The following is a 12,028-nucleotide window of genomic DNA, read 5'->3' as shown; positions in this document are numbered from 1 at the left end:
TCAGCGTGGGGGACGAGGGTTTGCGTTTCCGTGGGGGGACTGGGTGTTTCTGTGGGGTGGGTGTGGACGGCCTGTGTTCGGGTGGGGTGGACAGTTTTCGCCCACCCGTTCGTCACGGCTACTCACGGAGGTGACAAATTCCGGCTTTGTTAGAGCTGACGTCTAGTTAGATCGTGAGAGGGACTCGGGAGTTGTCCGGCGTTTCATCCGATTCCGGGCGGCGACGCCCCCGTACCACCAAAACGCCCCCCACGACCGCCAGCACGAATCCGGCCACAGCCGCCCCGATCGGCGCCGTCACTCCCACCGCGCGCAACTGGCCGCTGTCCCGCTTCGCCTGCCGCACCGCCTCCTTCTGGGTGTCGGTGGTGAACGCGATCTTCGGGCTGTCCAGCAGCACCGCCGCGTCCTTGTCCGCGCCCGGCGCCCGCAGCGTCCGCTTCGGGCCCGTCTGCGCGTAGACCACCCGGCCGGTGGCCTGGTCGACCACCAGCTCGAAACCGTGGTTGGAGTACCACTCCTCGGCCAGCACCTGCGGCCGGCTCGGCTGGTCGACGATGCTGCCCGGCACCAGCCGGCTGCCGACCCGCGTCGGCGGGACCGAGCCGGTGAACCGGTAACCCGTGTACCCCTGGACCTTCTCGGTACCCCGGTAGCTCAGCATGACCGTGCCGCCGAGGGTGTTGTCCCACCAGCGGTAGGTGCGTTTCTGCACGTCGAAGGGGAACTTCAGATAGGCCTCCCCCTCGATGTACGGCTTCTCGCCACAGCAGTGCACCGGCCTGGTGGTCCGGCGGTCCATCACCCAGCGGTGCGGTACGAAGTCCAGCGCGTCGTGCGGATCGGCGGCCGGCAGCGTCTTGTCCGTGTCGACCGTGGTCGTCACGTCCCACACGGCATCGCCGCTGCGCTCACTTTCCGCCACATTGCCCCGCACCCGCTGGGTGACGGTGATCCGCTGACCAGGCACGGTCTCCAGCTCGCCGGTGTCGAAGACGCTGCCCGTGCCGCGGTAGACGGCGGTGGTGTCGATGTCGATGGGGTTCACGGCGGCCCTGGGCTCCACGTACCAGGCGAGCAACGGGGCCAGGACCAGCAGAAAAGTGCCAAGTCCCAGCAGGATCAGAGAGGTTGGTGATGCTGTACGGCGCATCCGGACACTCCTGGGGCGTGAGATGACGGAGTTCGGGCCGCTCTATGAGGCGAGGACCGTAGGCGGCCCTTGACGGAGTGTCAATCTCTTGTCGACACTGTCACCGACAGGCAGGGTGGGACGCCGGGTGGGACCGCCGGACTGAGAGGTTGACCCTGCGATGTCCAGACTGCTCGCCGCCGCGCTCACCGTGGCGCTCGCCGCCGCCCTGGCCGTGGGCGCGGCCCTCGGTGTCGTCGCCCTGCTCGAAGCGACGCCCGACCAGCCGAACACTCCCTTGATCACGTACGAGCAAGCCGGGCAGGGGAGTTGACCCGTGACGGCTCGCCCCGCAGCAACCGTCACCCGCTCGGCCTGGCACGACGTACCCCGGCTCAAGGTCCGCCGGTTCGCGGCGATCGCCATGGCCGAGGCGCCCGCGCTCGCCGAGGAGATCCTGCACGAGATCCGCCGCGAGTACCCGCACCTGCCCGTCGTCCTCGACGAGTCCGGCGAGCCGATGGCCCTGATCGGCATCCGCCGCGCCATCGAGGTCTTCGTCCAGCACCTGGAGACCGCCGAGGGCCGCCCGTCCGTACCGCCCGGCGTCTTCCAGGAGTTCGGCCGCGGCGAGGGCCTCGGCGGCCGCAGCCTCGACTCGCTCCAGGCGATCTACCGCATGGGCGTACGCCTGGCCTGGCGCCGTTTCGCCGACATCGGCCAGCGCGTCGACATCCCGCCCCCGGCGATGTACGAGCTGGTGGACGCCGGTTACGAGTACCTCGACGGACTGGTCGACCAGTCGGTGCGCGGCTACGCCGAGGCCGCGGCCCGTCAGGCCGGGGAGCGGCTGCGCCTCCAGCGCCGTCTGATGGAACTGCTGCTCGCCGAGCACCACCGGGGCGACCCCGCCGAAGCGCTCACCGAACGCGCCGCCCGGATCGGCTGGCCGCTGCCCGAGAAGGTCGCCGTGGGCGTCCTGTTGCGGCCGGCCCGGGAGGCGGTGGCACCCGCGGTGGGACAGGGGGTGCTGCTCGACATGGAGTACGAGCAGCCCCGCATGGTCGTGCCCGAACCGGACGCCGGCGGCCGCCCCGAACTGCTCCAGCGGGCCCTGACCGGTTGGACCGGCGCCATCGGGCCGCCGGTGCCGCTGGCGGACTCGGCGAAGTCACTGCGCTGGGCGGAGGCGGCGGTCCTGCTGATGGAACGGGGGCTGCTGCCCATGGGTGAGGTGCTCTACTGCACCGAGCACACCGAGGCCCTCGTCCTGCTCCAGCCCGAGGAACTCATCGACGATCTCGCCCTGCGCTGTCTGGCCCCGCTCGACCAGTGCGGCCCCACCCACGCCCGGCGCCTCGCCGAGACCCTGCTGGCCTGGCTGGAGACACGGGGCGGGGCGCCGGAGGTGGCGGCCCGGCTCGGCGTCCATCCCCAGACGGTGCGCTACCGCCTCCGGCAGATCCGCGAGCTGTGGGGCGACGAGATCGACGACCCCGACCGCCGCTTCGAACTCGAACTGGTCCTGCGCGCGCGGCGGTTGCGGGGGACGTTGGGCGAGACGCGGGGGCGCGGCGGCCGGATGTGAGCGGACGTGCCCTGAGCGGGCGCGCCGTGAGCGGATGCGGGATGGCCGGGGTGCGGGGGCGTACGCCCTGTGCCGGTCGGTCGATCAGCCGCGGGTGTGGAAGCGTGCCCGCGGCTTCGGGGCGAGGCGCGTCGCGGCGATGCCCAGGGCGGCGAGATCGACGGCCCCGACCGCCGCTTCGAACTCGTGCCTTGAGCGGGCGTGCTGTGGGCGGATGCGGGATGACCGGGGTGTGGGGGGGGGTACGCCCTGCGCCGGTCGGTCGATCAGCCGCGGGTGTGGAAGCGTGCCCGCGGCTTCGGGGCGAGGCGCGTCGCGGCGATACCCGGGGTGACGAGATCGACGACTCCGACCGCCGCTTCGAACTCGTGCCTTGAGCGGGCGTGCTGTGGGCGGATGCGGGATGGCCGGGGTGCGGGGGGTACGCCCTGTGCCGGTCGGTCGATCAGCCGCGGGTGTGGAAGCGTGCCCGCGGGCTTCGGGGCGAGGCGCGTCGCGGCGATGCCCAGGGCGGCGAGATCGACGGCCCCGATCGCCGCTTCGAACTCGTGCCTTGAGCGGGCGCGCTGTGAGTGGATGTGGGACGGCCGGGGTGCGGGGCGGGTCGTACGCCCCGCACCCCGGTCGGTCGATCAGTCGCGGCTCTGGAAGCGTGCCCGCAGCTTCGGGGAGAGGCGCATCGCCGCGATGCCCAGCGCGGCGAGAAGGGCGGCCGCGCCCGCGATCAGGCCGATGCCGCCCGCGCCGGTGCTGGCCAGGCCGCCACCGGTGAGCTGCGGGGAGTTGTCGTTGCCGCCGCCCGTGACACCGCCGTCCGAGCCGCCGCCGGTGCCGCCGTCGGCGGAGGCGGAGGCGCTGGGCGACGGGGAGGGCGACGCCGACGGGTCGGACTCGACCTTCTCGACGACCTCGACCGTGAAGGTGGCGGACGCGCCGCCCCCGACCGTCGCGGTGATGGTGTACGTGCCGAGCTCGTCACCGGCGACCAGCTCGTGCGAGACGGCCTTGCCCTCGGCGTCGGCCGTCGCCTCCACGCCGACGACCCGGTCCCCGAACGTGGGGCCGTTCCCGCTGTCGCCCTGGACGCGGTAGTCCACCTTCGCGCCGGCGGCCGGCTTGCCCTCGTCGGTCACCAGCACCTGGAGCGCCTCGGCGAAGGGCTCGCCGGGCTCGGCCTGCTGCTCGTCACCGGCGACGATCTCCACCTCGTTCGCCAGGTTCTTGATGTGCACGGTGAAGTCGGTGGACAGGCCGCCCGGCGCCGTCGCGCGGACGGTGAAGTCGCCCTTCTTGCTGCTGCCGGTGTAGATGACCGGCGTCCGCACGCGGCCCTGGGCGTCGCTCGCCAGCACCACGGAGGAGGTGTTCTCGCGCTCGCCGAAGTTCAGGCCCAGCTTCTCCGGGTCGTTGATCGCGAACTTCACCGAGACGCCCTCGACCGGCTTGCCGTCCTTGTCCCGGACCACCGCGGCCATCGCGGGAACCTCGTACCCCGGCTCGACGGACTGCTCCGCGGGAGTGGCCGGGCTCAGCTCGGCGGGCGCGACGGCACCCTTCCACTGGATCACCACGCGGCCGTTGCCGCCGATGAGGTTGGCGCCGCCCTCGGCGATCCCCTCGGTCTCCGGCTCCCACCCCTTCGACCAGAACGGGTCGTCCTTCGCGGGCGCCGTGTAGCCGTCGCCGCCCACCAGACGGGCGTCGCTCACCCGGTCGGGGTCGGCGTACCCGGTGCCGCCTCCGCCGCTGCTGCTGCCCTTGCCGGTCGGGTCGTCCGTGCCCGCGCCACCGCCGCCGCCCGCGTAACCGGCGCCGCCACCGCCACCGCCCGAGCTGCCCTTGCCGCCGGCACCGCCGCGGCCGCCCGCGGTGGCGTCGGCCCCCGCGGCACCGTTGCCGACGGCCGCACCGCCGGTGGCCTTGGCGGCGCCCTTGCCGCCGATGCCCGCCTCCGAGCCGTCCTGGCCCTTCTCGCCGCCCGCGGCACCGCCGGAGCCGTGGCCCATCTGGATGCCGCCTCCGCCGCCTCCGCCGCCGGCGATCACCAGCGCGTCGCCGCCGCTGGTGCGGATGGCGCTGCTGTTGCCGCCGGGCTCGGCCCAGCCGCCCCCGCCGGCGCCGCCCAGCGCGTCGCCGAACGCCTTGCCGACGTAGTACCCGCCGACCGCGACGGACAGCGTCTCGCCGGGCGTGACCTTCAGCGAGCCCGCGGTGTATCCGCCCGCGCCGCCGGTCGCCATGGTGCCGCCCCAGCCGCCCTGCCCCCAGGCCCGCACGTCCAGCGAGTTCACGCCGGACGGGACCTGGAAGCTCCTTTTGTCGCCTGTGAAGTCGTACAGCCGGCAGCCCGTGAAGCCCGCGGTGGGTACGCACGCGGTGGGCGCCGCCGCGATGGCCTTCGCCGAGGTGGCCTTCGTCGTGCTGTCGGCGGCCGGCGCCGCGGTCGCGGTCCAGCCGCCGGTGCCCAGCGCCGCCGTGAGCGCCACCGCCGCCGCGCCGTGTCTCAGGCGCGCCCGACGTGGTTCGAGGGAATCCCGCTTCATCAACCACTCCATCGCCGTCACGATTTCTTCACGAGTAAGACCAAGGCTGTGAGAAAAGGTTGTACGGATGGGGTGGAAGTGACGTGGTGCGCCCATTGCCCGGGCAAACGGTCTGTGGCTAGCCTGTGTTCGTCATGCCGATCGTCTGTTGAAATTTCGAACGTCGGAGTTTTCAGCGCAGACGCCTTAGTCACAAGGGAGGGGGCCGGTCATGGGACGTCTTGTACCTGCGGTGACCCGGGCTCTCGACATTCTTGAGCTCTTCCTCGACGGGGACGGGACGCTCTCCGCCCCCGACATCGTGCGCAGGCTCCAGCTGCCGCGCACCACCGTGCACGAACTGGTGACCACGCTCTCCGCGCGGTCGTACATCGTCCCGGTGCCCGGTCAGCCCGGACGCTACCGGCTCGGTGTCCGTCCCTACCAGCTCGGCAGCCGGTACGCCGAGCAGCTCGACCTCGCCGCGGAGGGGCAGCAGGTCGCCCGTTCCGTCGCCGAGACCTGCGACGAGACCGTCCACGTGGCGATCCTGGAGGGCACCGACGTCATCTACATCGCCAAGGTCGACTCCACGCACGCCGTGCGCATGGTCTCCGCGGCGGGGCGGCGGCTGCCCGCCCACTGCACCTCCGTCGGGAAGATGCTGCTGGCCTCCCTCTCCGACGTCGAGCTCAGCGCGCGGATCCCGGACGACGCGGACCTCATCGCGATGACGCCCAACAGCATCACCGAACCGGGCGCCCTGCGCGAGGCCCTCAGCGAGATCCGTCAGCGGGGGCTCGCCGTGGAGCGGCGCGAGTCCAACCCCGACGTGTCCTGCGTGGCGGCGCCCGTGCGTGATCGTGCCGGGCGGGTCGTCGCGGCGATGTCCATCTCCGTGCCGATGATCCGGTGGAGCGACGAGCGGCGCGTCGAGCTGGAGCAGCTTGCCGTCAAGGGGGCGGCGGAGTTGTCCGAGCGGCTCGGGTATCGGAGTGTGGCATGACGTCCAACGTGCACACGACGTCCTCGTACGAGGTGGCGGTCCGGGCCGAGGCGACGCTCGGCGAAGGGCCGACGTGGGATGCGGCGGCGGGGCGGCTGATCTGGATCGACATCCTCGGGTGCCGGGTCCATACGTACGACCCGGTCTCCGGGCGTCGGACATCCCGTACGACCGAGCAGCATGTCGGGGCCGTGAAGCCCCGCGTCGGTGGGGGGCTCGTCCTCAACCTGCGCGACGGGGTGGGGCTGGTCGATCCCGACGACACGTTCCGGTGGCTGCACCGGGCGCCGGTCGCCGGGCGTCGCGCCAATGACGCGGCTGTCGCTCCCGATGGGTCTCTGTGGGCCGGCACGATGCGGTACGACGAGGCGGCGGGGGGTGGGAGCCTGTCCCGTCTCACGGGTGACGGGACCGTGGAAGTCGTGCTCTCCGATGTGGCGGTCAGCAACGGTACGGGCTGGAGTCCGGACGGGCGGTCGATGTACTACGTCGACTCCCCGACGCGGCGGGTCGACGTCTTCGACTTCACTGACGACGGCCGTGCCGTGAATCGGAGGCCCTTCGTGTCGATCGAGGACGGCGGGGGCTTTCCCGACGGGCTGACGGTCGACGCCGACGGGTGTGTATGGGTCGCCCTGTGGGACGGCTCCGCCGTCCGCCGCTACACCCCTGACGGCGTCCTCGACCGCGTCCTGTCCCTGCCGACGCCCCGCGTGACCGCCTGCGCCTTCGGCGGCCCCGACCTCACCGACCTCTACATCACCACAGCCCGCACGGGCCTGTCCGCCCCCCATCCGACGGCCGGCTCCCTGCTGGTGGTCCCTGACGCGGGGAGGGGCGTGGTGCAGCCGTCGTTCGCCGGCTGAGGGTGTGTGTCTGATGCCTCGCGGCGCGCTGTGCGGGTTCGGTGGGGGCGTGTGTAGCGCCCACGGTTGTGTGGTGGGTCGGGGCCGGGGCGGGGGGTGTCCGTCCTCGGTCCGGCGGTGCTGTCGGGCCTGGAGGTGCTGCGTGTTGGACGCCGGCCGCTGCGGGCGGACACCCCCCGCCCCGTCCCCTTACCGCCGTGGGCGGCTGAGACGCCCACGGCCCGGAGGGCGCCTCATGTCCGACGGCGGCTTTCCCTACCTAAGGGGCGCGGGGAACTGCGCGACCAGCCACAACGCACCCGCAGCCGCCCTACGACCGAACAAGGCACCCCAGAAGGCGAAACCCGCACAGCCCACCCGCGGGGAACTGCGCGACCAGCCCCCACCCACCCGCAGCCAACACACGACGTCAGACAGCCCCCGTACGATCCAACCCCCGCAAGATCCCCCGCTCCACAGAACTCAGCGGAGGCTCAGACAGCGGCGGCAGAAGCGAACCGTTGGCGACGGCGAGGAGGGTCGTGGGGTGGAGCAGGCGTTCGGGGCCGGAGACGAGGCTGCTCACGTCCCACAGGGCCGCCGCGGCCCGGTAGGAACCCGTCGCGGCCTTGGTCAGGCGTCGTGAGTAGCGGGTGACGACGCGGTCCGCCGCGGTGGGGCGCCCGCCCCGGGTGTCGGGGTACCAGACGTCCTGCCCGACGGCCATCGCCCAGGCGGCCTCGACGGACCGCGCGGCCCCCCGCTGCACGCGCCGGGCCAGCCCGGGGGAGGCGAGGCCGCCGTCGCGTACCTCGTCGCCGAGGAACCGCGCACCGAGGGCGGCGACGGACATGCCCTGGCCGTAGACGGGGTTGAACGTGGCGAGCGCGTCGCCGAGGACGACGAGGCCCTCCGGCCAGTGAGGGGCCTTCTCCAGGTAGCGGCGGGTGTTGTGCGTGCTGCGGCTGAGGTGGACGTCGGTGAGGGGTTCGGCGCCGGAGATGAGGCGGCCGACGATGGGGTCGGGCAGGTCGAGGGTGTAGCGCAGGAAGCCGTCGGGGTCGGCGGGGGGTTCGCCGCCGCGGGTTCCGGCGAGGCTGACCATCCAGCGGCCGCCCTCGACGGGGAGGATCATTCCGCTGCGCCCGGGGCGTCCGGAGTAGGGGTCGGCGTAGACGATGGTCATCGGGAAGCGTTCGGCGCCCTCGGGCACGCGGTAGACGCGGGTGGCGTTGACCAGGCCGCTGTCCACGGTGCGTTCCGTGATCCCCGAGATGCCGAGTTGCTCCAGCCAGTGCGTGATGCGCGAGCCGCGTCCGCCCGCGTCGACGACCAACGCGGCTTCGAGTTCCGTCTCGTCCGAGCCCGAGCCCGAGGGGGAGGAGGTGGACAGGCGGACACCGGTGACTTGGCCGGGTGTGCCCGTCAGGCCGGTGACCTGGGCCTGGCGGATCTGGATCTTGGAGTGGTCGAGGACGGCGGTGCGGATGACCCAGTCCAGCAGCGCGCGGCTGCACGCGAGCATCGTGGGGCCGTCGTGCCGCCACCGGCGGTACCAGCCCTCGGAGGTGTGGCCGATCATGCCGGAGCCGAGGGATATCTCGTGGGCGCCGGCGTCGAGGAGGAGGCGGCGGGGGCTCGTGGCGGGGAGGAGGTCCTCCATCGCGGCCAGGCCTCCCGCCAGGAGCAGGTGGGCGTGGCGGCCCTGGGGGAGTCCCTTGCGGTGCTCCGGTCCGTCGGGCAGGTCGTCGCGTTCCAGGACGATCACTTCGTCCGCCGCGTCGGACAGTGCGGCCGCGGCCAGCATGCCGGCCAGTCCGGCACCGATGACGACAGCTCTCCGGGTCATGGAGCTCCTCGTGTTCAGCCAGGTGTCGCCCGCACCGTACCTTCGGGCACGGTGGTCACACGCGTCGAACGGTCGAGGGCCCGTGCCAGTTCCACCAGGCCGTTCGTGCCGGAGTCCTCGGTGGCGTGCAGGCGGTAGGTGCTCGGGGTGGGCGCGGGCTGCTCGCGGTCGGACGCTCTGCGGGCCGCGTCGGCCACCATCGCCGCCTCCGCCGTGACACGGGCCTCGTGGGCACCCCGGCCGTCGCGCAGCGCCGTGTCGAGGGCGCGTTCGCGGACCCGGTCGTCGAAGTACGGGGCGAGCGTCAGCAGGGCGTCGTGGATGGCCACTTCGCGCCAGCGCAGCCGGTCCTGGGGCAACTGCCAGCGGACGCTGGGGGGTTCGGGGGCGGTGGAGGCGAACCGGATGCGGGACCAGAGCGGGCCGAGGCTGCGGTAGGCGTCGACGGCGTGGCCGTGGGCGCGTACGGCGGGCAGCAGACGGGGCAGCACGAAGCCGAGGGAGAAGGTGAGCGCGGCCAGGGAGGCCATGGGCGGGGCGACCTGGGTGGAGAGGAAGTCGAGGTCGTGGCCCGTCCAACGGGCCGCCACCGCCGTGTACTTGGTGAACTGGAAGCCGACCACGTCCAGCAGGGCGCCCGCCAGGATGAGCTGGAGTCCGGCGCGCAGGAGGCCGGTGACCTCGCGGATCCACTTGACGCACACGACGCACATCGCGCCCATCGCCGCGGTGTGCCCGAGCAGGTAGAGCAGGATCATCTCGCGCATGAACGGGGTCGTGGCGTAGTAGGTGTCCAGGTCCGAGAGGCGTTCGGTGTCCGCGTCGGCGAGGACGAACAGCGTGACGATGGCGACGATCAGGGCGCCGTAGACGGCGGCCGCCCGCAGGGCGAGGCGCCGGATGCGTTCGGGGGAGCCGCCCCGCCAGTGGATCAGCAGGATGAGTAAGGAGCAGCTGTACGCGGTGAGCACGCCGTAGGTGAGCGGGGCGCCGAAGTTGGGGACGCCGGTGAGGTCGTTGACGGCCGCCAGGGTGACGGGGGCGGCGCAGACGAAGGTGAGGGAGCCCAGGACGATCGCGGCGCAGGTGGACACGGTCAGCGGGTTGCGTACGGCGGCGCGCGGTCTGCTGCGGAAGATCACGAAACAGACCGATCCGAAGATCGCGGCCGCCAGATACACGACGAGACTCATGGCCGGGGACTCCGTTCAGACGATCGTGCGGCGGTGGGGGGTGGGGGTGCCGCGGGTGCCGGGCTCACGCCGGGCCCGTCGTGGTCGTACCGGGGCGCAGCCGGGCGGTCACGACGAGCGGGGAGGCGGCCAGGGCGTCCGCGACGGCCACGAGGGCGCCGGCGGTGGGGGGTTCGCCGAGCCCTTCGGCCGTCGAGGGTGCCACCAGGGGGCTGTCCCGGTCGCGTTCCTCCCGGACGGCCGTGGTGATGGCCACGGCCCAGGCGGTCGCCTCGGCCTGCCCGGGGGCGGCGGCCGTCCGTCTCTCGCCGTCCAGGACCCGTTCGTACAGGTCACGGTCGAGGAAGGCGTCCAGGCTGCCGAGCGCGTTGTGGATGCTGGTCCGCCGCCACACCAGCCGCGTGGTGGGGGAGGCCCAGCGCGGCCGGGGCAGCCGGAGCGCGCGGCGGGTGAGCAGTTCGTCGAGTTCCCGCTCCAGGGGCTCCAGCCGGACGAAGTCCCGTTGTGCCTGGCGCCATTCGGCCAGCCGGGGCCCGACCAGCGGGATCAGGATGCCCACGACGGTCAGGACGGCGCCCAGTCCGGCCGCCGCCGGGGAGAAGGTCGTCCCGAGCCCGGACCAGTCCCGGCCGCACCAGCGGGCGATCACGGCGGCCATCTTGGACAGGCTGTACCCGGCACCGCACAGCGTGCCGGCGCCGAGCACCAGGAGTCCGGTGCGCAGCCGGCCTCTCACCTCGCGGGCCCAGCGCAGCGCCGACCAGGCGGTGACGCTGACCGCGGCGAGATGGCCGAGCAGGTAGAGCACGATCATCTCGGCGATGTACGGCGTGGTGGCGTAGTAGGTGTCCAGGTCGGTGCGGCGCTCCACGGGCGCGTCGCCCAGCGCGAAGGTGACCGCGATGCCGAGCAGGACCAGGGCGTACGCCGCGATCCAGCGGCGGCTGGTGCGGTGGACGTGGGGGCCGCCGCGCCAGTAGACGATCAGGATCTGGGAGGCGGCGCTGTACGCGGTGATCGACGCGTAGGTCAGCGGTGCGGCCAGGTTGGGGATGCCGCTGAGGTGGTTGACGGCGGCGACGGTCGGTTCGGCGCCGAGGAAGAAGCACAGGCCGGCCAGGGCCAGGACGGCGCAGATCGCCCGCAGGTACGGGTCGCGCCGGTGGCGTATCAGGTCGGGGGCCTTGACCACGAGGCCGAGCCAGAGCAGGCCGCAGCTGATGTAGTTGATCAGGCCGCTCATCCGCGGTCCCCGCGGTAGTTGAGCGCGGCCCCGATGCGTCCGGCGAGATCCTGGTCGCCCTCGCCCGGTACGGCGTCCGGGGGTATCTCCAGCCAGGGGCGCAGCCGCCCGCTCATGAGCATGCCGAACCGGTCGGCCTCCTGCTCGTCGGCGAGGCAGAAGTCGGTGCGCGCGGCCACCGGCCGGGGCGTGCCGTCGGCGGCGGACGGGGCGGGCTCCAGGGAGAGTTGGTGCATGTGCCACACCTCGTGGCAGAAGATCACGATCTGGTGCCATACGGCGGCCCGCTTGTCGACGACGACGACGTCCTGGGTGTCGCCCTCCAGCCACAGCCCGCTCGCGGTGTGCGGCGGGAACACCTCCCGGCGGACCACGACCTCGCGCCCCCGCCACCGGCTGACGGAGTCCACGAGCGCGTCGAACAGCGCCTCGGGGTCCGCGGGGACGGAGACCCGGACAGGAGCGATGAGCAGGCCGGCGAGCCGGCGCATCTCCTTCTTCCTGCGCACTGCCGAGATGTGCCGGGCCATACGTTCTTTCAGGTGGCCCCCCTCCTCCCCTCCGTCGGGCCGCGCGGCGGCCTTCGACGAGGTTACGCGCCCCCAACTGCCCACGTCATCCGATCCCCGTGTCCAAACCATTGACGGGAA

At 72.7% G+C, this 12,028-nt stretch carries 10 protein-coding genes; 4 read left to right on the top strand and 6 right to left on the bottom strand.

The window, feature by feature from the left end; all coding sequences use genetic code 11:
* Positions 1-166: 166 nt before the first annotated feature.
* The gene (pgfA, locus tag SLINC_RS14625) at positions 167-1,153 is read right to left on the bottom strand and encodes a cell envelope lipid trafficking protein PgfA (RefSeq protein ID WP_067432061.1); all 987 of its coding nucleotides are present in this window, start codon (positions 1,151-1,153) and stop codon (positions 167-169) included.
* A 160-nt stretch (positions 1,154-1,313) separates the two neighbouring features.
* Between pgfA and SLINC_RS48485 the strand changes: the two genes are divergently transcribed.
* Positions 1,314-1,466 carry a hypothetical protein gene (locus SLINC_RS48485; RefSeq protein WP_010042314.1) on the top strand — a complete coding sequence of 51 codons (153 nt, stop codon included), beginning with the start codon at positions 1,314-1,316 and terminating at the stop codon, positions 1,464-1,466.
* A gap of 3 nt (positions 1,467-1,469) precedes the next feature.
* Positions 1,470-2,720, top strand: a complete 1,251-nt coding sequence (locus SLINC_RS14620) for a PucR-like N-terminal domain-containing protein (RefSeq protein WP_067432058.1) — start codon at positions 1,470-1,472, stop codon at positions 2,718-2,720.
* A gap of 632 nt (positions 2,721-3,352) precedes the next feature.
* Here SLINC_RS14620 and SLINC_RS47300 read toward each other — a convergent pair.
* Positions 3,353-5,263 carry a hypothetical protein gene (locus SLINC_RS47300; RefSeq protein ID WP_067432056.1) on the bottom strand — a complete coding sequence of 637 codons (1,911 nt, stop codon included), beginning with the start codon at positions 5,261-5,263 and terminating at the stop codon, positions 3,353-3,355.
* Between the two features lie 211 nt (positions 5,264-5,474).
* Here SLINC_RS47300 and SLINC_RS14610 point away from each other — a divergent pair, with 211 nt between their 5' ends.
* Together SLINC_RS14610 and SLINC_RS14605 are read left to right on the top strand one after the other, a co-directional pair.
* On the top strand, positions 5,475-6,248 hold the full coding sequence (locus tag SLINC_RS14610; protein ID WP_067432053.1) for an IclR family transcriptional regulator: 774 nt from the start codon (positions 5,475-5,477) through the stop codon (positions 6,246-6,248).
* Positions 6,245-7,114, top strand: a complete 870-nt coding sequence (locus SLINC_RS14605) for an SMP-30/gluconolactonase/LRE family protein (protein WP_067432049.1) — start codon at positions 6,245-6,247, stop codon at positions 7,112-7,114. Before SLINC_RS14610 ends, SLINC_RS14605 begins: the two co-directional genes overlap by 4 nt.
* A gap of 409 nt (positions 7,115-7,523) precedes the next feature.
* Here the strand turns inward: SLINC_RS14605 and SLINC_RS14600 are convergent, their stop codons facing one another.
* The 4 genes from SLINC_RS14600 to SLINC_RS14585 form a co-directional block, all read right to left on the bottom strand.
* Positions 7,524-8,942, bottom strand: a complete 1,419-nt coding sequence (locus SLINC_RS14600) for an NAD(P)/FAD-dependent oxidoreductase (protein ID WP_067432047.1) — start codon at positions 8,940-8,942, stop codon at positions 7,524-7,526.
* 14 nt (positions 8,943-8,956) lie between these two features.
* Positions 8,957-10,135 carry an MAB_1171c family putative transporter gene (locus SLINC_RS14595; RefSeq protein WP_067432045.1) on the bottom strand — a complete coding sequence of 393 codons (1,179 nt, stop codon included), beginning with the start codon at positions 10,133-10,135 and terminating at the stop codon, positions 8,957-8,959.
* A gap of 64 nt (positions 10,136-10,199) precedes the next feature.
* Positions 10,200-11,378 (bottom strand): MAB_1171c family putative transporter, encoded by a 1,179-nt coding sequence (locus SLINC_RS14590; protein WP_067432044.1) that lies wholly within the window; start codon positions 11,376-11,378, stop codon positions 10,200-10,202.
* Entirely contained in the window at positions 11,375-11,869 is a 495-nt protein-coding gene (locus tag SLINC_RS14585) for a toxin (RefSeq protein ID WP_067445332.1), read from the bottom strand. Before SLINC_RS14585 ends, SLINC_RS14590 begins: the two co-directional genes overlap by 4 nt.
* Between the last annotated feature and the right edge of the window lie 159 nt (positions 11,870-12,028).

Origin of the sequence: Streptomyces lincolnensis (assembly GCF_001685355.1) — a bacterium.
In the GTDB taxonomy this organism is placed as follows: Bacteria; Actinomycetota; Actinomycetes; order Streptomycetales; family Streptomycetaceae; genus Streptomyces; species Streptomyces lincolnensis.
This window is presented reverse-complemented; position numbering and strand designations above follow the sequence as displayed.